Source organism: Buttiauxella ferragutiae, assembly GCF_022637515.1.
Taxonomy (GTDB): domain Bacteria; phylum Pseudomonadota; class Gammaproteobacteria; order Enterobacterales; family Enterobacteriaceae; genus Buttiauxella; species Buttiauxella ferragutiae.
The window spans coordinates 669,501-692,033 of sequence record NZ_CP093332.1; the positions used below are offsets into that span (position 1 = coordinate 669,501).

Genomic DNA, 22,533 nt, shown 5'->3' on the forward strand with positions numbered 1-22,533 from the left:
CAGCAGGGGAAGCGGGATGTGTTACCCGAAACCGCCTTAACGCTTTTATCGACAAAATAACGCCCTTTGGCGTGGCGAATCTGTAATACCAGGGTTAGCATGAAGTAATTAATGGCGGCACGATGCTGCCGGTGAACATGTGAGGAGAACTTGTGGGGATAGCCAAACAAGTCGTGGGACAATTGCTGGTCGCAGTTGTAAGCCTTGCGGCAATAACTCATGCAGTTCGCGCGGATTCGCTCGACGAGCAACGCAGCCGATATGCACAAATCAAACAAGCATGGGATAACAAGCAAATGGATGTGGTGCAGCGCATGTTGCCCACGTTGCAGGATTATCCACTTTATCCTTATCTCGAATATCGCCTTATCACTGATGATTTAATGAATGAGCCAACGCTCGCCGTCAGTCAGTTTATTGAGGCTAACCCTACGTTACCACCAGCCCGCGCGCTGAAATCACGCTTTGTGAATGAACTGGCTCGCCGCGAAGACTGGCGTGGTCTGCTGGCGTTTAGCCCTGAACAACCGGGCACCACCGAATCCAAATGTAATTATTACTACGCAAAATGGAATACCGGCCAGGTAGATGCCGCATGGGTCGGGGCCAAGGATCTGTGGCTAACGGGCAAAAATCTGCCATCGAGCTGCGATCGTCTGTTCTCGGCATGGCGATCGTCTGGAACGCAAGATCCGTTGGCTTACCTGGAACGTATTCGTCTGGCGATGAAAGAAGGTAACTCTTCACTGGTGACCAATCTCGCAAGCCAAATGCCTGCGCAATTCCAGACCATTTCCAGCGCACTGATCAGCCTACAAAACGACCCGAAAACAGTGCTGTCGTTTGCCCGCACCGTTGGTGCAACTGACTTTACGCGCCAGGCGGCTGCGGTGGCGTTCACGCGTGTCGCGCGCGATGACGTAGAAAATGCGCGTTTGATGATCCCCTCACTGATTCAGGCGCAGCAATTGAATGACGCACAGGCTCAGGAACTCAGAGACACTGTTGCCTGGCGGTTAATGGGCAACGATGTGACGGCTGAGCAAGCGGCATGGCGTGATGATGCAATCATGCGTTCTGAATCAACCTCGCTGGTTGAGCGACGTGTGCGTATGGCGCTGGGAACGGGTGATCGTACTGGCCTGAATACCTGGCTTGCACGCTTGCCAATGGAAGCTAAAGAGAAAGATGAATGGCGCTACTGGCAGGCAGATTTGTTGCTGGAACGTGGTCGTGATTCGGAAGCAAATGAGATCCTTCTCTCGCTGATGCAACAACGCGGATTTTATCCAATGGTGGCGGCTCAACGCCTGGGGGAAGAATATCCGTTACGCGTCGACAAAGCGGTGGCGGTGAATCCGGCGTTAGTTCAGGGGCCAGAAATGGCGCGTGTTCGCGAGCTGATGTACTGGAATTTGGATAACACTGCACGCAGCGAATGGGCTAATTTGATCTCCAGTCGCAGCAAACCAGAACAGGAAGGATTAGCACGTTACGCGTTTGATCAAAATTGGTGGGATCTCAGCGTGCAGGCGACGATCGCCGGGAAGCTTTGGGATCATCTGGAAGAGCGATTCCCACTGGCTTACAAAGATATTTTCGCCCGCTACGTGAGCGGCAAAGACATCTCGCAAAGTTATGCCATGGCGATTGCGCGTCAGGAAAGTGCCTGGAACCCGAAAGTCAGGTCACCGGTGGGGGCGAGTGGTCTGATGCAGGTTATGCCGGCTACAGCCGCACATACGGTGAAGGTTTTTGGTATTCCGGGTTACAGCAGCCCATCGCAACTGCTTGAGCCAGAAACCAATATCAATATTGGTACGACTTATTTGCAGTCCGTCTCTCAGCAATTTGAGAACAACCGGATTTTCTCATCCGCTGCTTATAACGCGGGGCCTGGGCGAGTCAGAACCTGGCTTGGCAACAGTGCCGGACGCATTGACGCGGTGGCGTTTGTTGAGAGTATTCCTTTCTCGGAAACACGTGGATATGTGAAAAACGTGCTGGCATATGATGCGTACTATAAGTACTTCATGGGTAAATCTGCACCATTGCTGACAGAGGCTGAATGGCAACGCCGTTATTGATTTTGCAGTGTCTATGATATTGTATCGTACTAGTTGAATAGTATGGTGGCGACATGACTCAGCATTCTCAATACTCGGCAGAGCACGCCGAGCAAAGCAATCAGGAGTGGCTCCGTTTTGTGGAGCTGCTCCAGCAATCGTTCGATAAACAGCTGCATATGCCGTTGTTAATGTTGTTGCTGACCCCAGACGAACGTACCGCCCTCGGAACACGGGTCAGAATTATCGAAGAGTTATTGCGGGGTGAGATGAGCCAGCGGGAACTCAAAAATGAACTTGGCGCGGGAATTGCCACCATTACGCGCGGTTCAAATAGCCTGAAATCTGCTCCACCGGCATTGCGTGCCTGGCTGGAGCAGGAATTATTAGGCAATAAAAGTTAGCTATAAATCGCGTTGTGGAACGGGCTAAGCGCCAGAATCACCGCCTGCTGGTAAACGCTGCTGCGCGTGAGCTTCCCGGCGGTAAATACCCCAATCGCGCCTTCTTTATTGCCAATTTTATCGATGCCGGTATATGCCGACATCACCGGCCCTAAAGCTTCTCCCGCGCGGACTTTTTCAAGAATAATCGACGGTAGAGGCAGTGTGGCCGAACGGGCTTCGCCGCGCTGGTTTTGGTTTTCAATAACCACCCAGCTAAAAGTACTGTCGTCATCAATTCCCGCTTCAACCGCAACCCAAAAATCGGCTTCAGGGCGAACCTGACGGGCATTCATTACCCGGCATCGTGCGCCAGTTCGCGTTTCATGGTTTCCGAAGGGTTGTTCTGGCACTCCGCTATCGACGGCAACGGGTTCAATATGGCAGCATCCTTCACCAAAGATGTCGTCGAATGCCTGGTGAATTGCCTGAATTTTAGCTGGATTGGTTGTTGCGCAGACGACATGGTACATAATCAGTGAAACTCTCTAGAAATTGTTGCCGCAGTATAACGGATAAATCGCATGTTACAGGTATACCTTGTTCGCCACGGCGAAACGCAGTGGAATGCAGAACGTCGCATTCAGGGCCAGTCAGACAGTGCGCTGACTGAAAAAGGGGAACGTCAGGCCGAGCAGGTGGCCGAGCGTGCCAAAACGTTAGGCATTACACACGTCATCTCCAGTGATTTAGGGCGTACCCGCCACACTGCTGAGATTATCGCTCTTGCATGTGGTGTAGATGTCACGCTGGATTCGCGTTTACGTGAACTGGATATGGGGGTGTTAGAACGCCGCAATCTGGACACGCTAAACGAAGAAGAAGAAGGCTGGCGTCGCCAACTGGTGAATGGCACGACCGATGGGCGAATTCCCGATGGGGAAAGCATGCTTGAGATGAGCGAGCGTATGCACGCGGCTTTAAATGCTTGCCTGGATTTACCATCTGGTAGCCGCCCATTGCTGGTTAGCCACGGTATGGCGTTAGGTTGCCTGGTGAGTACCATTCTGGGATTACCGGCCTGGGCTGAACGTCGCTTACGTTTAAGAAACTGTTCGATTTCCCGTGTCGATCACCAGCACAGCCCGTGGTTAGCTTCTGGCTGGGTGGTAGAAACGGCAGGGGACATCTCACATTTAGACGCCCCTGCGTTGGATGAATTACAGCGTTAATTAACGACGTACTGGGATCAGATATTCACATCTGATCTGCATTGGTCGGTCCTGAACACGCGCTTCTTCTTGCGGGAAGAAGCGTTCAATATCCTGACCTTTACGGCGCGTCAGATTAAGCGATGGCATGCAGGTGCCATAAATTGTCAGGATGAACTCCTGCAAACCGGTGCCCGGGCCTTCGTAGTCGAATTGCACGTAATCACCACCTTCCAACCTGACCGGATGAGAGTCTGGTAAGAATCCATTCGCCATTTCTGGTGTCAGCGCAGTGGTATAGAAGACTTCCTGTTCGTCATCTTTCTCAATGCTTGGACGTGGCTCATGCAGGCCGTATAACACTCGTGGCAACGTTGGCGCATTGCCGAGGAATTGTGTCCAGAACTGAATACGCATTTCATTACGGAAATCAGATATTTGCTCAAGCGTACAGCTGTAGCTTTGCGTGACACCCACTAAATGGGTTTCCGGCAGCGTGACAAATTGCGCTTGCGGCAGTGTAAACGCATCTAAACGCAGCGGTGGACGCATACCGAACGAGCTCCAGTCTGGAGAACGGCGATAGAGCGCTGGCGTTTGAGCAAACTGCTTTTTGAATGCACGAGTAAAGGTTTGCTGTGAGTCAAAACGATACTGCAACGCAATATCGAGAATCGGTCGCGCAGTCAGGCGCAGTGCCACAGCAGATTTTGAAAGTCGGCGAGCACGGATGTATGCGCCAATGGCGTGACCCGTGACCTCTTTAAACATCCGTTGTAGATGCCACTTGGAATAACCTGCTTTTGCCGCCACATTATCCAGTGACAGAGGTTGATCCAAATGGCCCTCTAGCCAGGTTAATAGATCACGAATGATCCCTGCCTGATCCATATAATATCCTCATCCTGACACGGTGAGTGCCGTTAATGTGGGCGATGATAGCACTTTTTGTTGTTTTGACATTCAGAGTTTTTTTTAACAAGACGTGCCAAAATCAGCTACTCATTCGGAAAATTTTATTAATAACGTGATATTAAACGATTTTTTAGCACAAAGAGTTAATAGTCTCTAAAGGCAACCTTAACTAATGGTAACAATATGAAATATAAAGTTTTAGCTCCCCTCAGTTTATTACTGCTTGTTTCGTTGGGCGTCAAAGCCGAACAAATTGGTTCAGTAGACACTGTTTTTAAGATGATTGGCCCGGACCATAAAATTGTTGTTGAAGCATTTGATGACCCGGATGTACAAAACGTGACTTGCTATGTTAGCCGTGCAAAAACGGGTGGCATTAAAGGCGGACTGGGTCTGGCAGAAGATACTTCCGATGCGGCGATTTCTTGCCAGCAAGTGGGGCCAGTTGAGCTAAACGAAAAGATAAAAGCAGGTAAAACAGAGGGTGATGTTGTTTTCCAGAAGCGGACATCACTGGTCTTCAAGAAGCTGCAAGTGGTACGTTTCTACGATGCTAAACGCAACACGCTGGCGTATCTGGCTTACTCCGATAAAGTGGTCGACGGTTCGCCTAAAAACGCGATAAGCGCCGTGCCGATTATGCCGTGGAAATAACAGGGAGTTCGTGATGAGCCAGGCCACTATCTGGTTAGTTGAAGATGAAACCAGTATTGCGGATACGTTGATCTATACGTTGCAGCAGGAGGGGTTTTCTGTGCGTGCTTTCGAACGGGGTTTGCCTGTGCTGGATGCCGTGCGAGAAGAACGTCCTGATCTGGCGATTCTTGATGTCGGCTTGCCAGATATTAATGGCTTCGAGCTTTGTCGCCGTTTACTCGCGGATTATCCAGATCTCCCGTTGCTGTTTCTGACTGCTCGCAGTGAGGAGGTTGATCGGCTGATTGGCCTGGAGATCGGTGCTGATGATTATATCGCGAAGCCGTTTTCACCTCGTGAAGTGTGTGCGCGGGTGCGAACAGTGCTACGTCGTTTGCAAAAACAACGGCAAGGCCTGACGATAAGTGTACAGCGCATTGGTCAGTTCGAAGTCAATGAAATGGCGGCGCATATTACCTGGTGCCAGCAGCCATTGCTGCTCACCCGCTATGAGTACTTGTTACTGAAGACTTTTTTGCAATGGCCTGGGCGTGTGTTTTCACGCCAGCAACTCATGGATTTAGTGTGGAGTACAGCCGAGGATAGTTTTGATCGAACGGTTGATACACACATCAAAACCTTGCGCGCCAAACTGCGTGCAATTAACCCCGATCTTTCACCGATCAATACGCACCGTGGCTTAGGCTACAGCCTTGGAGTGAGTTGATGCGTATTGGGATGCGTCTGTTGCTGGGCTATTTTTTGATTGTGGCGATTGCGGCCTGGTTTGTTCTCTCTATATTTTTGCAAGAGGTGAAACCAGGCGTCCGGCGTGCAACGGAAGGCACGTTAATTGATACAGCTACATTGCTTGCTGAATTTGCGCGTGCAGATATGCTGGCGGGTAACGCGCAAAATGGTGAGCTGGCCCAGGCTTTTTCCCATCTCAATCAACACAAGCTTAGTGCCAATATCAGCGGCATTACCAAGTCTAAAAATGAATACCGTGTTTATCTGACCAATGACAAAGGCATAGTGCTTTTTGATTCCACTGGAAAAGCGACAGGCCAGGATTACTCGCAATGGAACGATGTTTGGCTCACGTTGAAAGGAAAATACGGCGCACGCAGTACGCCAGTTAATGCAAACAATCCTGAAAGCACCGTAATGTATGTGGCTGCACCCGTCCGCGACGGACAAAACATTATCGGCGTGTTGAGCGTAGGCAAACCAAATAGCGCAATGGACCCGGTAATACGTCGCAGCGAGCGGCGTATTTTGTGGGCGGGTGTTGCGCTGCTTGGCATTGCTTTGATGATTGGTTTCGGGTTTGTGCTGTGGATTAACCGGGCTATCGGGAAACTGGTTCGCTATGCCGACTCGGTCACTACGGAACACCCTTTACCGCTGCCTAAACCTGCCAGTAGTGAATTACGTAAGTTGGCGTTAGCTCTGGAAAGTATGCGGCTGAAACTCGAAGGGAAAACCTACATTGAGCAGTACGTTCATGCTCTGACTCACGAGTTGAAAAGCCCGATGGCGGCGATTCGTGGTGCGGCAGAAATATTACGTGAAGGCCCACCGCCAGAAGTGGTGGAGAAGTTTTCGGCTAACATTCTTCAGCAAAATCTACGCATGCAGCAGTTGGTCGATAATTTATTACGCCAGGCTAAGTTAGAAAGCCGCGCTGAAATTACGGCACAGGCGATAAATCTGCCCACACTTTTTTCCACGTTATGCGATAGCCGTGAAGTGGTCGCTAGCAGTAAACAGATAACGTTAAGAATCGATGAAAACAGCCCTGACGGCACTGTCGTAGAAGGTGACGCCGCCTTACTTGAACAATCGATCGGTAATTTGCTGGATAACGCGCTCGATTTTACCCCGCCAGGTGGTGAGATTGTGTTGAGTGTTGAGCAAAACATTGGGCAGACCGTCATTGTTGTTTCAGACACCGGAAGTGGGATTCCAGATTACGCTCAAGGCCGTTTGTTCGAACGCTTTTACTCATTGCCGCGTAGCAACGGGCAAAAGAGCAGTGGCCTGGGGCTGGCTTTTGTTCAGGAGGTGGCGCGTTTGCACCGCGGAACGATTTCTCTTGAGAATCGCCCTGAGGGTGGTGCGGTCGCTCGTCTGATTTTGCCCGGGAAATAATAATTTCTTCACTTCACTGTCTCTTCACATAACTTCATATCGTCCCCACAAACGCTCGCTATCCTCGCCAAATCAAAAATGGAGGGGATTATGTTTAAATCTGCGTTGTTCTGGAAAGTGATGACTTTGTTGGGATGTATGGCTGTGTTGTTGATTCCGTTGAGTATGCTGAGTTCGCTGATTAATGAACGCAGCAGTTACCGGGATGATGTTGAGCAGTCGCTACGCCAAAGTGCCAGTGGGCCGCAAACCCTTACCGGGCCGCTTATCGCCATTCCTGTCGCGGAGCTGACGACTGTTATGGAAGATAATAAAGAGGTCAAAAAAGAGCGCCGCTTCATTCGCTATTACCTCCCGGAAAACCTGGATATTGTGGGAAAGCAGACCGTTGAACCACGTCATATCGGCATTTATGAGGGGCAAATCTGGCGCACGGCGGTGACTGTGGATGCCACGTTTAATCGCCAGTTGCTCAATCACGATATGGATGAAAATACTCGTTTTGGTACGCCATACGTGGTGCTGGCGGTCGGTGATTCGCGCGGTATCGGCAAAGTAGGTGAACTGGAAATCAACGGAAAAACCTATCCTATTGAACCCGGTAGCAATCTGCCCGGCGTTGAGCAGGGTTTACATGCCATTCTCCCCATCGAACGCCTTCAGGATGAAAAGCTAACACTGCGTTTTAATCTGGATTTGATGGGCACGAAGCAGCTCGCTGTCGTGCCAATCGGGCGTAATAGCCAGTTCAGCTTAACCAGTAACTGGCCGCATCCTAATTTTATGGGCGATTTCCTGCCACGTGGGCGTACCGTGACGGAAACCGGGTTTACCGCGAACTGGCAAAGTACCTGGTTTGCCAACAATCTTAATGCCAACTTCAGTGATGCTCAGTTAATCGATGTTAATCGCCTTCCTGCGTTTAGCGTCACCGTAGCGAATCCGGTAGACCAGTATCAACTGACAGATCGCGCAGTAAAATATGCCATCTTACTGATTGGTATGACGTTTATGTGTTTCTTCCTGCTGGAAACATTGACCGGTTTACGCGTTCACCCAATGCAGTATTTACTGGTCGGCCTTTCGCTGGTGATGTTCTATCTCGTTCTGTTAGCCGTTTCTGAACACACAGGGTTTAACCTGGCCTGGCTGCTGGCAAGTTTGGTCTGCGCGGGAATTAACGGTTTCTATCTCAAAGCGGTGCTGAATAGCTGGAAAGCGAGTGCGATGTTTACGCTTGGGTTACTGACTCTTGATGCGGTGCTCTGGCAACTGCTTCAGTCTGAAGACAGTGCTTTGTTGCTTGGCACTGGGGTACTGTTCGTTGCTCTTTCCTCCATTATGCTGCTAACCCGACATATCGATTGGTATGGGATGGGGCAAAAAGTGCAGGCGCTGGCAACAGACGATGCCCAGAAAGATCCAGAGCGGTTCAGGCTGTGGAAATAGCGGTTTAATTCTGGCAAAAGAAAAGGGCGGATTAAAAATCCGCCCTTTCGCAATCATGTTTGATTACAGGTTTATTCCTGTAAATCGCCGCAGAAGCGATAACCTTCGCCGTGAATCGTGGCGATGATTTCAGGTGTATCTGGGGTCGATTCAAAGTGCTTACGAATGCGACGAATCGTGACGTCAACAGTACGGTCGTGTGGTTTCAGCTCACGGCCAGTCATCTTCTTCAGCAATTCAGCACGAGACTGAATTTTCCCAGGGTTTTCACAGAAGTGCAGCATGGCGCGGAATTCGCTACGCGGCAACTTGTACTGCTCGCCATTTGGGCTGACCAATGAACGACTGTTGATATCCAGTTCCCAACCATTGAACTTGTAGCTTTCAACGGAACGACGTTCTTCGCTGATTGCACCGAGGTTCATCGTGCGAGACAACAGGTTGCGCGCGCGGATGGTTAATTCACGTGGATTGAATGGCTTAGTGATGTAATCATCTGCACCGATTTCAAGGCCCAGGATTTTATCCACTTCGTTGTCGCGGCCAGTCAAGAACATCAATGCGACATTGGCTTGCTCACGCAATTCACGCGCCAGCAGCAGGCCATTTTTGCCAGGCAAGTTAATATCCATAATGACCAGGTTGATGTCATTATCGGAAAGAATCTGATGCATTTCAGCGCCATCGGTCGCTTCAAAAACATCATAACCTTCAGCTTCAAAAATGCTCTTTAACGTGTTGCGTGTTACTAATTCGTCTTCGACGATAAGAATGTGCGGGGTCTGCATGTTTGCTACCTAAAATTGCCAACTAAATCAAAACAGGAAGTACAAAAGTCCCTGACCTGCCTAATACATGCCATAAATTAACATGTCTGGCGTAACATGACTAAAGTACGTAATTGCGTTCTTGATGCACTTTCCATCAACGTCAACAACATCATTAGCTTGGTCGTGGGTACTTTTCCCTCTGGACCCGACGGTGTCAAAAACGGTTGTTATCCTATACCATTTTAACAGCAACATAACAGGCAGGACCGCTTTAGACATCTGATAAAACTACGCTTCGTTGACATATATCAAATTCAATTGTAGCACGTTAACAGTTTGATGAAATCATCGTCGCGTTTTGCGAGCATGCGTCACATTTTTCCAATAATCAATATAGTTACGCGTATTGATTATTAAACAATGCAAATCTGATTATTGATAGCAAGCTTATGTATTATTTATCATATAAAACAGAATGATAATGAGCATCAATACATCTTGTAATACTGGTCTAACTACGAAAAAGCATTCAGTGTGTTTATGATTCCCATTGAATGTATTTTATAGATGAATGTTGCGCTAATGTAAATTTTTGCCGCGTATTATCATTTTAATTTTGTGACTATCCATATTTGGATACTTTTTTAAGAGAGTTTTAATGCGTTTTCTAATTATTTTGGTCGCTCCTGCCAGAGCTGAAAATGTTGGTGCAGCAGCCCGCGCAATGAAGACCATGGGATTTGCTGAGTTGCGTGTTGTGGCTAGTGAAGCCGACCGTCAACCAGAAGCCCGTTGGGTCGCGCATGGTTCTGGTGATGTGCTGGATAATGCTCAGCATTTCAATACGCTGGAGGAAGCTTTGCATGACGTCGACTTTACCATTGCGACTACCGCTCGTAGTCGCGCAAAATTCCATTACTACGCCACACCGCAGCAACTGGTTCCGTTACTCGAAGAAAAGCGTAATTGGGTGGGCACTGCCGCGTTGGTGTTTGGGCGTGAAGATTCAGGGTTGACCAACGAAGAGCTTGAACTGGCCGATGTGCTAACTGGCGTACCGATGGTGGCAGATTATCCATCGCTTAATCTCGGGCAGGCTGTAATGGTTTACTGCTATCAGTTATCAGCACTGATGCAGCAAAATGTACCAGAGCATGATGTGGTTGACGCTCAGCAACTGAGTGCACTGCGTTCCAGAATGGCAACGCTCCTTGAGCGTGTAGAAGCCAGCGACGACCAAAAAATGGTCGACTGGCTGCAACAGCGGCTTGGTCTATTAGCTCAGCGTGACACGGCAATGTTGCACCGTTTGCTGCATGATATTGAAAAAAAACTGCCAGTGAAAAATGCTGATAGCTGAATTAATATCAGTGAAAATGGGGTGTGATGCCCCTGCTTTTTCAGCGCAATAAGTACGTTTTTTGATGGTTTATCAGCGTTCAGTCATAGTCTTGCTCTTTGTGGCAAAATTAAAAATAAATTGACTTAGCCTACCGGATACTTTAGTCAATATAGGTAAATCATATTACGAGCACACAACATCCATGATTCGCATCAGCCCAATGACAACAATTATTACAACCACCATTACCACAGGTAACGGTGCGGGCTGACGCATACAGGAAAAACGAAAAAAGCCCGCACCTAAACAGTGCGGGCTTTTTTTTGGACCAAAAACTCAAAGGTAATAATAAATGCGAGTGTTGAAATTCGGTGGTACTTCAGTGGCAAATGCAGAACGTTTTCTGCGTGTTGCCGATATCCTGGAAAGCAATGCCAAACAGGGGCAGGTGGCAACCGTGCTGTCTGCCCCGGCGAAAATTACCAATCACCTCGTTGCCATGATTGAAAAAACCATCGGCGGCCAGGATGCAGTACCGAATATCAGCGACGCAGAGCGTATTTTTAGTGAGCTTTTGAAAGGCCTTGCTGATGCACAACCTGGTTTTCCACTCGAACAACTCAAAGCTACGGTTGACCAGGAGTTTGCTCAGCTGAAACATGTTTTGCATGGTATCAGCTTGCTGGGACAATGCCCGGACAGCATCAATGCGGCAATCATCTGCCGTGGTGAAAAGCTCTCTATCGCGATCATGGCTGAATTGCTCAAAGCTCGTGGACACAATGTGACAGTCATCAATCCGGTAGAGAAACTTCTTGCCGTTGGTCACTACCTTGAGTCCACTGTCGATATCTCCGAATCCACTCGCCGCATCGCCGCAAGCCGCATTCCGGCGGACCATATGATCCTGATGGCCGGCTTTACTGCCGGGAACGACAAAGGTGAGTTAGTTGTTCTGGGACGCAACGGTTCTGATTATTCTGCTGCCGTGCTGGCTGCCTGCTTACGTGCGGATTGTTGTGAGATCTGGACGGATGTTGATGGTGTTTATACCTGTGACCCGCGCCAGGTTCCTGATGCCAGATTATTGAAATCTATGTCGTATCAGGAAGCCATGGAGCTTTCTTATTTCGGCGCTAAAGTTCTTCATCCACGTACCATTTCCCCCATCGCTCAGTTCCAAATTCCTTGCCTGATTAAAAACACCGGAAACCCACAAGCGCCTGGCACCCTCATCGGCGCGGAAAGCGATGATGATGAACTTCCGGTCAAAGGCATCACCAACCTGAATAACATGGCGATGTTCAACGTTTCAGGTCCTGGCATGAAAGGCATGGTTGGCATGGCGGCCCGCGTTTTTGCGGCGATGTCACGCGCCGGAATTTCTGTGGTGCTGATTACTCAATCATCTTCTGAATACAGCATCAGTTTCTGTGTGCCGCAGGCGGATAGCGTACGTGCACGTCGTGCGATGGATGATGAGTTTTATCTGGAGCTCAAAGAGGGGCTACTGGAGCCGCTGTCTATCATGGAGCATCTGGCGATCATCTCCGTGGTGGGTGATGGCATGCGTACCCTGCGTGGTATTTCTGCCAAGTTCTTTGCAGCGCTGGCTCGCGCCAACATTAATATCGTGGCGATTGCCCAGGGCTCTTCCGAGCGCTCTATCTCTGTTGTGGTCAGCAATGACGAGGCCACCACCGGCGTGCGCGTGACTCATCAGATGTTGTTCAATACCGACCAGATTATCGAAGTGTTCCTGATTGGTGTCGGCGGTGTGGGTGCGGCATTGGTTGAGCAGGTGAAACGCCAGCAGGCGTGGCTGAAGCAAAAGCATATTGACCTGCGCGTCTGTGGTATCGCGAACTCGAAAGCGTTGTTAACCAATATTCATGGCCTGAATCTGGATAACTGGCAGGCAGAGCTGGCGGTGGCGAAAGAGCCATTCAATTTGGGTCGTTTAATTCGTCTGGTGAAAGAGTATCACCTGCTCAATCCAGTGATTGTTGACTGTACCTCCAGCCAGGCGGTGGCGGATCAGTATGCTGATTTCCTCGGCGAAGGTTTCCACGTGGTGACGCCGAACAAAAAGGCGAACACTTCCACCATGAATTACTACCACCAGATGCGTAACGCTGCGGCGAAATCACGCCGTAAATTCCTTTACGACACCAACGTGGGGGCGGGTCTACCGGTTATCGAAAACCTGCAAAACTTGCTCAATGCCGGTGACGAATTGCAGCGTTTCTCTGGCATTCTTTCAGGTTCGCTGTCGTTTATCTTTGGCAAACTTGAGGAAGGTATGAGCCTGTCAGAAGCCACCATCGTTGCCCGCGACATGGGCTACACCGAACCTGATCCGCGTGATGATCTTTCTGGTATGGATGTCGCGCGCAAATTGCTGATTTTGGCTCGTGAAACAGGCAGCAATCTGGAGCTGTCCGACATTGTCATTGAGCCAGTATTACCGCCGTCGTTTGATTCCAGTGGTGATGTTGAATCATTCATGGCGCGCATACCGCAGCTGGATGATGAGTTTTCAGCGCGTGTGTCACAAGCCCGCGACGAAGGCAAAGTGCTGCGCTACGTTGGCGTGATTGAAGCTGATGGCAGCTGCAAAGTTAAAATTGATGCTGTAGATGGTAACGACCCACTGTATAAAGTTAAAAACGGCGAAAATGCTCTGGCATTCTACAGCCATTACTATCAGCCGTTACCGCTGGTGCTTCGCGGCTACGGAGCAGGAAATGATGTGACTGCGGCCGGTGTATTCGCCGACTTATTGCGCACTTTGTCATGGAAGTTAGGAGTTTAAGATGGTTAAAGTATACGCCCCGGCTTCCAGTGCCAATATGAGTGTCGGGTTTGATGTGCTGGGCGCGGCCGTTTCGCCTATTGATGGCTCGCTGCTCGGTGATTATGTCACCGTTGAAGCGGCAGACACCTTTAGTTTGAATAACATCGGCCGTTTTGCCAGCAAATTACCCGCTGAGCCACGCGAAAACATCGTCTATCAGTGCTGGGAGCGTTTCTGCCAGGAAATTGGCAAAAATATTCCAGTGGCAATGACGCTAGAAAAAAGCATGCCGATTGGCTCCGGCTTGGGGTCGAGCGCGTGTTCCGTGGTCGCCGGTTTAATGGCGATGAACGAATACTGCGGCAAACCGTTGAGCGATACTCGTTTGCTCAGCCTGATGGGTGAACTAGAAGGGCGCATTTCAGGCAGCGTTCACTACGACAACGTAGCGCCGTGTTTCCTGGGCGGTATGCAGTTGATGATTGAAGAAAATGGCATCATCAGCCAGTCTGTTCCGGGGTTTGATGAATGGCTGTGGGTTCTGGCATATCCAGGCATTAAAGTTTCTACCGCTGAAGCTCGCGCTATTCTTCCTGCACAATATCGCCGTCAGGATTGCATCAGCCACGGTCGCCATCTGGCGGGCTTTATTCACGCCTGCCACACTCGCCAGCCACAGCTGGCGGCAAAACTGATGCGTGATGTGATTGCCGAGCCTTACCGGGCTAAATTACTGCCGCGCTTTAATGAAGCGCGCCAGGCCGCAGCAGATATCGGGGCAGTGGCGAGTGGTATTTCGGGCTCCGGCCCAACTTTGTTTGCGTTGTGCGATAACACTGATACCGCACAACGTGTGGCTGACTGGCTCAGCCAACATTATTTGCAGAACCAGGAAGGTTTTGTACATATTTGCCGTCTGGACACGGCGGGCGCACGAGTTCTGGGATAACGCATGAAACTGTATAACCTTAAAGATCATAACGAGCAGGTCAACTTTGCCCAGGCGATTGTGCAGGGGTTGGGTAAACAGCAAGGGCTGTTTTTCCCACACGATTTACCGGAATTTGAACTGACTGAAATCGACGAAATGTTGAAGATGGATTTTGTCACCCGCAGCAGCAAAATTCTGTCTGCTTTTATCGGTGATGAAATCCCGCAAGAAATTCTCGAAGAACGTGTGCGTGCGGCGTTTGCTTTCCCTGCACCGGTGAAAAGCGTTGAGCCGGACATTGGCTGCCTTGAACTGTTCCACGGTCCGACGCTGGCGTTTAAAGACTTCGGCGGCCGTTTTATGGCGCAGATGCTGACGCATATCAGCGGCGACAAACCGGTCACTATTTTGACCGCGACTTCTGGCGATACCGGGGCTGCGGTAGCGCATGCATTCTACGGCCTGAAAAACGTGCGCGTCGTTATCCTGTATCCGCGTGGCAAAATCAGCCCGCTGCAGGAAAAACTGTTCTGCACGCTTGGCGGTAATATTGAAACTGTCGCGATTGACGGTGATTTTGATGCCTGCCAGGCGCTGGTGAAACAAGCGTTTGATGATGAAGAGTTGAAATTGGCGCTGGGGTTAAACTCCGCTAACTCAATCAACATCAGCCGTTTGCTGGCGCAGATTTGCTATTACTTCGAAGCGGTGGCGCAGTTGCCACAGGAAGCGCGTAATCAGCTGGTAGTGTCCGTCCCAAGCGGCAACTTCGGCGATTTGACGGCGGGTCTTCTGGCGAAATCGCTCGGTTTGCCAATCAAGCGCTTTATTGCGGCGACCAATGCCAACGACACTGTTCCACGTTTCTTAGCCAATGGCGAATGGACCCCGAAAACCACCGTTGCGACACTTTCTAACGCTATGGATGTTAGCCAGCCAAACAACTGGCCGCGTGTGGAAGAGTTGTTCCGCCGTAAGATTTGGCGCCTGACCGACCTCGGTTATGCGACTGTCACCGACGAAACCACCAAAGCCACCATGAAAGAGCTGAAAGCGGTGGGCTATGTTTCTGAACCACACGCGGCTATCGCTTACCGTGCGCTGCGTGACCAGCTCCAGCCCGGCGAATACGGCTTGTTCCTCGGCACTGCGCATCCGGCGAAATTCAAAGAAAGCGTGGAGGAGATCCTCGGTGAAACTCTGCCACTTCCTGCTGAGCTTGCCGAACGCGCTGATTTACCGCTGCTTTCCCACAATCTACCTGCCGATTTTGCTGAGCTGCGTAAATTGATGATGGCCAAAGCGTAAGTTTTTCGGCTCTCGCCATGCTAATCCGAGCTGGGAAGCTATAAAGTAATGCCGTTCGTTTAATCGCGAGCGGCATTTTTTTTGTCTGATATTTACTGTAGCTGGCAGCCGGGTTCCACGCTTTGGCTAACCACGCGTGTGAATGTCGACAGCGGGCAGTATCTTTCAGCCGTCTGGTCGTTACAGCCAGGAATTTTTAGCTGAACGCTTCCCGCAGGTTGATTGAGGCTAAGTGGTGTTTGGGATCGCAACTGCTCGAGAGTCTGATACACCATGCTCACGCTAACATATTGTTTCCCTGACTTATCGGCCAAACGCTCAAAGACTAAAGCGCCGCCCGGAGGGGTGTTATCGGGTTGCCCAGGTAGCGTCCAGCGCATGTTGAGCATGCCTGCGATATTGGCAATATTGGTATCGTGTCCGGCAATAAACAGGATCTTATTGTCAGGTGAGATATCAGGCAGTTTGCTTGTGGTGGCATTCGGGTTCAGCGCGTTGCTGATGGTCTGCAATAACGGCGTGCCGTTATGTCTGGCGATATAAGGCGTGCGTGCCATCAAATCAAACTGGGCGTTATGCAGTTTCAGTAGCGACGCCCACTCTTGCTCTGAATGAATATTCCCCCACGCCGCTTGCGGCATCCCTTGCGCATATTCCAGCAGGAAAATTTCAGCAAGCGTAGACGAAAGGCCAATAGCCCCGTCGAGAGCAACTTTGTTGCCATTATCTTTTATCGACAGCTTGCTCGGCATGGATTGTGCTAAATCACAGCTTTTATCCACGCTGTGTTTCTGACACCAGGCCGACGTCGAAAAGTTGAGGGTCGTGTTCATCAAGGCCAGAGAGGGAATATAGTGCTGATTCAGATTATCAATGGGGATTTGAGCTTCTTTTTCAACGGCCTGTTGGACCTGAGTTTTATCCATTGAACAGGTGCCCGCTTTCACCGGATGGAACAGCGGATCGGCTTTTTCAAGATTTTGCTGGTGGTGAATAGTTAAACCACATTGCGGAGCAAGCCCTGCCAGGAAAGCTTCGCCAGTTTTAAGCGTGCGCTGATCAACGTCTGCCCAGACATAAATTGAGTTTGGTGTGGGGCAACTGCCCTGCGATAAAATGCCCTGTTGTTGAAACTTCTCGCGATAAAACCCGCCCATCAGGCTAATCAGATGCTCACCGCGTGGCGTGATATAACCCAATTTTACTGGCCATTCTGGCCAGGTATTGGGTGTTACGTCGCGCATGGTCTGTGTCATTTTGGTGGGTGCTCGCACCCCGTGGCGGCTGAGGATTACCACTTTCTCAACCTGGTAGCCTGAAGCGGGAGTGTCGTTGGCATAGGCCGTAGAGCCTAATGAAAATATGGCGCTCAGTGCTACGAACAGACCAGGGCGAAGCGTCAGTTTTTTGCGATTAAACGCAGAGATCGTCATTTACAGCCTCTTTTCTTTGGGGTGTTTGAGTCTGATAAATATACTCCAGAAGCAAAGCGGTAACGTCGAGTTCGTCTCGTTGTTGTTTGGTATGTGAAAAAGATCCACGCAGGTGCGTGGATCTTAAAAGGCTTGCGGGAGCATTTTTAGAGCCCGCGTTTAGCCATCATTGCTGCAAGGTCGACCAGGCGGTTAGAGAAGCCCCATTCATTATCGTACCAGGCCAATATCTTGACCAGATTACCGCCAATCACCAGCGTCGAAAGCCCGTCGATGATAGAAGAACGTGGATCACCCTGATAATCACTCGATACCAGCGGTTCATCGCTGTAGCCCAAAATGCCTTTCAGCGGGCCGCTTGTTGCTGCTTCCAGGAATGCCGCATTCACCTGCGCGACGGTGACCGGGCGTTTTAAGGTTACCGTTAAATCAACGATAGAAACGACGGGTACAGGCACTCGCAATGAGTAACCGGTCAGGCGTCCGTCCAGTTCAGGAATGACTTTGCCTAACGCTTTTGCCGCGCCGCTGGAGTAAGGAACGATGGAGAGGGCGGCAGCTCGCGCGCCACGCAGGTCTTTTTCCGGCTGATCGTGTAACGCCTGACTGTTGGTGTAAGCGTGAGTGGTGTTCATCAAACCGTGTTCAATACCAAACTGCTGATGCAAAACCTGTGCGGCAGGCGCAAGGCCGTTCGTGGTACAGCTGCCATTGCTCACGACATAATGGCGTTCCGGATCGTACTGCTGGTGGTTAACGCCCATCACTATCGTCAGGTCGTCATCTTTGCCCGGTGCCGAGATGATGACGCGTTTTGCTCCGCCGCTATTGATGTGTACTGCGGCCTGCTCGCGACTGGTAAAGAAACCCGTGGCCTCAATAACAATATCGACACCCACATCATGCCACGGGATATTTGCCGGATCTCTTTCGCTAAACACGCGAACAAGTTTGCCATCCACCTGCAAATGCCCGTCAGCCGCTTCAACCGGAATAGGCAATCTTCCCATCAGTGAATCGTGTTTCAGCAGGTGAGCAAGGGTTTTGCTGTCTGTCAGATCGTTGATTGCTACAATTTCTACGTCTGCGTTACCCAGCGTGGCGCGTAATACGTTACGACCAATCCTGCCGAAACCATTAATACCGACCTTAACCATGATTGACTCCTTCTTTGAAATGTCTGGAATCACTGTAGGCTTCAGGCAAAGTGGCGTAAATGACAAAAAAGGATCAATTCACGCCATTTTTCGACAATGAAAACGCTCGCGGTATTCGCCCGGTGTGAGGTGTAGTTGACGCTCGAAGGCGCGGCGCAAAGTGATGGTATTGCCGAAGCCCACTTTACTCGCAATCTGCTCGAGCGTTTCCCGCGTTTGCTCAAGGCAATGTCGGGCTGCTGCAAGGCGGGCTTCTTCAACATAGCGCGCTGGTGTGATGCCAGTTTCTTTGCTGAAAACACGCGTGAAGTTACGAGGACTCATCGCGACCCGGTCTGCCAGTTTCTCAACCGACAAATCGGCGGATAGATTTTCAATAAGCCAGTTTTGCAATTGACCTATCGGACTGGAGATGTCGCTTTGCTGGAGGTGGTATCGACTAAATTGCATTTGCCCGCCGGGACGACGCAGATACATCACCAGATCCTGTGCCACGTCGCGAGCAAGCGTAAAGCCATAATCTTCTTCGACCAGTGCGAGGGTCAGATCAAAACCTGAGCTTACTCCGCCAGAAGTCCAGATAGGGCCATCCTGAAGATAGAGCGGACCACTTTCGACTTTGACGTGCGGGTAAGTGGATTGCATCTTTTCCAGCAGATGCCAGTGGGTTGTCGCACGACGGCCGTTAAGTAACCCAGCCTGTGCCAACAACATTGCCCCGCCGCAAATGGAAACAATGCGCTGAGCGTGAGGTGCGGCAAGCTTTAACCAATCGACCACCGCGGTACCTTCTAACTCATCTGATCCTCTCCCCGTGATCATAATGGTATCCCGAGGTTCATAAGGATCAAGTTCGTGCAGGCGATAGTCGGCCAGCAAGTTCAGCCCGGATTGACCGTGGATCACCTGATGAGGCTGAGTGGTCGCAAGTCTTATCTGGTAGCGAGGTTGAGACAAACCTTCCGCCTGTAAGCGGTTGGCTTGCATCAGTATGTCGGCAATTCCGGCGGCTTCGAACAGCACCCCGCCATCGGGAACAATAATCAGAAAGGTTTTCATGTCCTGAAAAGTACGCTTTTAACAAAATAAGTCAAGGTGGGTGTGAGTCTGAATCATGGAGGAAATATGCAGGAAACAAGGAGGGAAAATGTAGGAATTCCCATTAAATGCGGGCGTTCAGAGATTAGGATTGCACAGTATAACAACTCCGCGTTGTTCGGCTTATGCTTTCCTTAACGACCCATAGCGGGTGTGAATGTAGTAAGGAGTGACTTATGTTGAAATCAATAATGTTGGCTTTATCGATTCTGGTGGTGACTCCGCTGGCAGCGCAAGCTTCTGAAATTACGCTTGTCCCGTCAGTCAAACTGCAAATTGGCGAGCAGGACCGGGGCGGTAACTACTGGGACGGTGAACACTGGCGCGACCGTGGCTGGTGGGACGACCACTATGAGTGGCGTGATAATAGATGGCATCCGCATGATAATCACGGTAAGAAAAATGGCCATTATAAAAAAGATAAACATGACAACGGTAATCACTACGGCCAACACAAAAATCACTAAACGGGGTTTGTAGGGTGGATGAGCGTTAGCGTCATCCACCATTTACGCCAGTGGTGTCGGATGACACAAGCTTATCCGACCTGGGAAGAGGTTTACTGTTCGTGACGCTTAAACACTAACTCATGTTTGCCCGATGCAGCTTCATCAAAGAAGTAGCCATCGGTGTTAAAACCAGTGAGTTGTTCAGGTTTAGTGAGTCGATTCTCAATGATGTAGCGACTCATCAAACCACGCGCTTTCTTGGCATAGAAGCTGATGACTTTAAACTTGCCATTCTTCTCATCCAGGAATACCGGCTTGATGATTTCTGCATTGAGCTTTTTCGGTTTTACCGACTTGTAATACTCGTCTGATGCCAGGTTAATCACCACATTGTCGCCCTGAGCTGCCAGCGCCTGGTTCAGCTTTTCGGTGATGGTGTCGCCCCAGAAATGATACAGATCTTTGCCCTTCGGGTTTTCAAGCTTAATGCCCATCTCCAGACGATAAGGCTGCATCAGATCCAGCGGGCGTAACACGCCATATAGCCCTGAAAGCATGCGTAAATGCTGCTGGGCAAAATCGAAATCTGCGTCGCTAAACTCTTCAGCTTGTAATCCGGTATACACATCGCCTTTGAACGCCAGAATCGCCTGACGCGCATTTTGCGGTGTGAAATCAGGCTGCCATTCATGAAAACGGGTTTCGTTCAATGACGCCAGCTTGTCACTGATGTGCATCAATGACGAAATTTGCGGTGCGCTAAGCTTGCGCGCCACCGCAATCAACTGCTGCGAATGGTCCAGCAGTTCTGGCTGAGTATAACGATCGGTAGGAAGATCGCTTTGATAATCCAGTGTTTTTGCAGGTGAAATTAGTATGAGCATCTCTGTTCCTTGCAGCCGCGATGTAACTCGACATATTTTGGCTACATGGTAGCAAATTTACTGAAAGTATCTGCCAATGGTTGCGATTAGCGCCTGGTTTCAGGTGGCTTGTGATTGTCCCAAATACCGGGTTCCAGTTGGCTTTTAATTTCGGGAAAACGATTCGGATCGAAAACCGGCGTCATACCGAGGCGCAACTGGCGCAGGTAATCGGCGCTCAAATCACGTGCGATAGGCGATAGCAATAAAATCGCCGTGAGATTAGTGACCGCCATAAACGCCATTGCCACATCTGCCATCTGCCAGACTATCGGCAACGGAGATAAAGTACCAAACATCACCATCACCAGCGCCATGCAGCGAAATAACACGATGGAAAATGGACTTTTATTTTGTAGAAACAAAAGGTTGTTTTCTGCGTAGGCATAGTTGGCGATAATCGACGTGAAGGCAAACAGCAACACAATTAGCGCGATAAACCCCGCCCCCCATGAACCGACCACATTACTCAGCCCCTGTTGCACCAGCGTAACACCATTCATCTGTGGATTTGCGGTATCCAGAATTCCCGAAAAAAGGATGATTCCCGCGGTGGCGGTACAGATGATCATGGTATCGATCAACACGCCGAACATTTGCACCAGCCCTTGCGAGGCGGGGTGTGGAGGCCAGGTGGCTGCTGCGGCTGCGGCGTTGGGTGATGAACCCATTCCTGCTTCGTTGGAGAACATTCCTCGCTGAAAACCGGTGGTAATGGCCTGGCTGATGCTAAATCCAATCGCACCCGATGCCGCTTCTTGCCAACCAAACGCGCTTCTGAATACCAGTGAAACGACTTCAGGCAGGCGTTCGATGTTCATTGCTACAACCACGAGGCTCATCAACACCCAGATAAATGCCATGAACGGCACTAGCCATTGGGAGACACGCGCAGTGCCACGCATTCCGCCCCAAATCACGCCAGCCGTCAAAACAACAAGTGCGATGCCAATCCAGGTTTTAGGGATCCCGAAAGCATGGTTAACTGCGCTGGCGATGGAGTTGGCTTGTACCGCGTTGAAAATCAATCCAAAGGCGACCATCAGGAAGACGGAAAACATCACCCCCATCCAGCGCATTCCAAGCCCGCGTTCCATGTACCAGGCGGGGCCACCACGGTAATTACCTTCACTATCACGGGTTTTATAGAGCTGGGCGAGGGTACATTCGGCAAAGGATGTTGCCATTCCAAGCATGGCGACTACCCACATCCAAAAAATAGCGCCAGGGCCACCGAGAGTTAGTGCAATTGCGACGCCGGAAAGATTACCGCTGCCGATGCGTGCGGCAAGGCTTGTACACAGCGCCTGAAATGAGGAAAGTCCGGAAGAATCTTCGTTTTTATTGGTAAGGATGAGACCGCGAAGCTGGGTCAGATAGCGAAACTGGACAAAGCCACATTGCCAGGTAAACCAAATACCGGCCCCGACTAATAAATAAATGAGAATAGAACCCCACAGTATCTCATTGATGAACATAAAAAAATCGGCCATTAACATCCCTCGTTTACA

Annotated in this window: 21 protein-coding genes, 1 pseudogene and 1 other annotated feature; of the genes and pseudogenes, 14 read left to right on the forward strand and 8 right to left on the reverse strand. The window is 50.2% G+C overall.

From position 1 onward, the window contains the following. Positions 1–152 precede the first annotated feature (152 nt). The gene (gene sltY / locus MNO13_RS03120) at positions 153–2,087 is read left to right on the forward strand and encodes a murein transglycosylase (protein ID WP_064543365.1); all 1,935 of its coding nucleotides are present in this window, start codon (positions 153–155) and stop codon (positions 2,085–2,087) included. 53 nt (positions 2,088–2,140) lie between these two features. Next, the gene (gene trpR / locus MNO13_RS03125; RefSeq protein WP_133522254.1) at positions 2,141–2,470 is read left to right on the forward strand and encodes a trp operon repressor; all 330 of its coding nucleotides are present in this window, start codon (positions 2,141–2,143) and stop codon (positions 2,468–2,470) included. On the opposite strand, the gene yjjX is transcribed toward trpR, so the two are convergent. Continuing rightward, positions 2,467–2,982, reverse strand: coding sequence for an inosine/xanthosine triphosphatase (yjjX, locus tag MNO13_RS03130; protein ID WP_064543369.1), 516 nt, complete (start codon positions 2,980–2,982; stop codon positions 2,467–2,469). The two genes, trpR and yjjX, sit on opposite strands and share 4 nt — an antisense overlap. A gap of 51 nt (positions 2,983–3,033) precedes the next feature. On the opposite strand from yjjX, the gene gpmB reads away from it, so the two are divergent. Further along, complete coding sequence (gpmB, locus tag MNO13_RS03135; RefSeq protein ID WP_064543371.1) at positions 3,034–3,681, forward strand: 2,3-diphosphoglycerate-dependent phosphoglycerate mutase GpmB; 648 nt, start codon at positions 3,034–3,036, stop codon at positions 3,679–3,681. On the opposite strand, the gene robA is transcribed toward gpmB, so the two are convergent. Further along, positions 3,682–4,551 carry an MDR efflux pump AcrAB transcriptional activator RobA gene (gene robA, locus MNO13_RS03140; RefSeq protein ID WP_064543373.1) on the reverse strand — a complete coding sequence of 290 codons (870 nt, stop codon included), beginning with the start codon at positions 4,549–4,551 and terminating at the stop codon, positions 3,682–3,684. 207 nt (positions 4,552–4,758) lie between these two features. Between robA and creA the strand changes: the two genes are divergently transcribed. The 4 genes from creA (at position 4,759) to creD (ending at position 8,814) form a co-directional block, all read left to right on the forward strand. Further along, a complete protein-coding gene (gene creA, locus MNO13_RS03145; RefSeq protein ID WP_064543375.1) occupies positions 4,759–5,229 on the forward strand; it encodes a protein CreA in 471 nt (156 codons plus the stop codon). 13 nt (positions 5,230–5,242) lie between these two features. Continuing rightward, entirely contained in the window at positions 5,243–5,938 is a 696-nt protein-coding gene (gene creB / locus MNO13_RS03150; protein WP_064543377.1) for a two-component system response regulator CreB, read from the forward strand. Continuing rightward, positions 5,938–7,365, forward strand: coding sequence for a two-component system sensor histidine kinase CreC (gene creC / locus MNO13_RS03155; protein ID WP_064543379.1), 1,428 nt, complete (start codon positions 5,938–5,940; stop codon positions 7,363–7,365). Before creB ends, creC begins: the two co-directional genes overlap by 1 nt. A 90-nt stretch (positions 7,366–7,455) precedes the next feature. After that, positions 7,456–8,814 carry a cell envelope integrity protein CreD gene (gene creD, locus MNO13_RS03160; RefSeq protein ID WP_064543381.1) on the forward strand — a complete coding sequence of 453 codons (1,359 nt, stop codon included), beginning with the start codon at positions 7,456–7,458 and terminating at the stop codon, positions 8,812–8,814. A gap of 71 nt (positions 8,815–8,885) precedes the next feature. Here creD and arcA read toward each other — a convergent pair whose 3' ends face one another. Beyond that, positions 8,886–9,602, reverse strand: a complete 717-nt coding sequence (gene arcA, locus MNO13_RS03165) for a two-component system response regulator ArcA (RefSeq protein WP_034459438.1) — start codon at positions 9,600–9,602, stop codon at positions 8,886–8,888. Between the two features lie 96 nt (positions 9,603–9,698). Between arcA and yjjY the strand changes: the two are divergent. The 6 genes and pseudogenes from yjjY to thrC all read left to right on the forward strand — a co-directional run bounded on the left by yjjY (position 9,699) and on the right by thrC (position 15,962). Further along, positions 9,699–9,841, forward strand: a pseudogene (gene yjjY / locus MNO13_RS03170) (YjjY family protein). Between the two features lie 401 nt (positions 9,842–10,242). Beyond that, complete coding sequence (locus MNO13_RS03175) at positions 10,243–10,944, forward strand: tRNA/rRNA methyltransferase (RefSeq protein WP_064543383.1); 702 nt, start codon at positions 10,243–10,245, stop codon at positions 10,942–10,944. 184 nt (positions 10,945–11,128) lie between these two features. Next, on the forward strand, positions 11,129–11,197 hold the full coding sequence (thrL, locus tag MNO13_RS03180) for a thr operon leader peptide (RefSeq protein ID WP_072009468.1): 69 nt from the start codon (positions 11,129–11,131) through the stop codon (positions 11,195–11,197). After that, positions 11,136–11,252: a sequence feature (Thr leader region), on the forward strand. Its footprint overlaps the gene before it by 62 nt. Before the next feature lie 26 nt (positions 11,253–11,278). After that, on the forward strand, positions 11,279–13,741 hold the full coding sequence (thrA, locus tag MNO13_RS03185; protein WP_241939516.1) for a bifunctional aspartate kinase/homoserine dehydrogenase I: 2,463 nt from the start codon (positions 11,279–11,281) through the stop codon (positions 13,739–13,741). Position 13,742: 1 nt separating this feature from the next. Beyond that, positions 13,743–14,672 (forward strand): homoserine kinase, encoded by a 930-nt coding sequence (gene thrB, locus MNO13_RS03190; RefSeq protein WP_133522249.1) that lies wholly within the window; start codon positions 13,743–13,745, stop codon positions 14,670–14,672. Between the two features lie 3 nt (positions 14,673–14,675). Then, positions 14,676–15,962: a threonine synthase gene (gene thrC / locus MNO13_RS03195; RefSeq protein WP_241939517.1), complete on the forward strand. Its 1,287-nt coding sequence runs from the start codon at positions 14,676–14,678 to the stop codon at positions 15,960–15,962. A 92-nt stretch (positions 15,963–16,054) separates the two neighbouring features. Here the strand turns inward: thrC and MNO13_RS03200 are convergent, their stop codons facing one another. The 3 genes from MNO13_RS03200 to MNO13_RS03210 all read right to left on the reverse strand — a co-directional run bounded on the left by MNO13_RS03200 (position 16,055) and on the right by MNO13_RS03210 (position 19,611). Next, positions 16,055–17,395 carry an AppA family phytase/histidine-type acid phosphatase gene (locus MNO13_RS03200; protein ID WP_241939518.1) on the reverse strand — a complete coding sequence of 447 codons (1,341 nt, stop codon included), beginning with the start codon at positions 17,393–17,395 and terminating at the stop codon, positions 16,055–16,057. A 146-nt stretch (positions 17,396–17,541) separates the two neighbouring features. Further along, positions 17,542–18,552 carry a type I glyceraldehyde-3-phosphate dehydrogenase gene (gap, locus tag MNO13_RS03205; RefSeq protein ID WP_241939519.1) on the reverse strand — a complete coding sequence of 337 codons (1,011 nt, stop codon included), beginning with the start codon at positions 18,550–18,552 and terminating at the stop codon, positions 17,542–17,544. Between the two features lie 78 nt (positions 18,553–18,630). Further along, a complete protein-coding gene (locus MNO13_RS03210) occupies positions 18,631–19,611 on the reverse strand; it encodes a GlxA family transcriptional regulator (protein WP_241939520.1) in 981 nt (326 codons plus the stop codon). A 215-nt stretch (positions 19,612–19,826) separates the two neighbouring features. Here MNO13_RS03210 and MNO13_RS03215 point away from each other — a divergent pair, with 215 nt between their 5' ends. Then, entirely contained in the window at positions 19,827–20,117 is a 291-nt protein-coding gene (locus MNO13_RS03215; protein ID WP_121814875.1) for a DUF2502 domain-containing protein, read from the forward strand. A gap of 92 nt (positions 20,118–20,209) precedes the next feature. On the opposite strand, the gene yaaA is transcribed toward MNO13_RS03215, so the two are convergent. Next, the gene (gene yaaA / locus MNO13_RS03220; protein WP_064543393.1) at positions 20,210–20,983 is read right to left on the reverse strand and encodes a peroxide stress protein YaaA; all 774 of its coding nucleotides are present in this window, start codon (positions 20,981–20,983) and stop codon (positions 20,210–20,212) included. A gap of 86 nt (positions 20,984–21,069) precedes the next feature. Next, positions 21,070–22,515 carry an alanine/glycine:cation symporter family protein gene (locus MNO13_RS03225; protein WP_064543394.1) on the reverse strand — a complete coding sequence of 482 codons (1,446 nt, stop codon included), beginning with the start codon at positions 22,513–22,515 and terminating at the stop codon, positions 21,070–21,072. Positions 22,516–22,533: the final 18 nt, after the last annotated feature.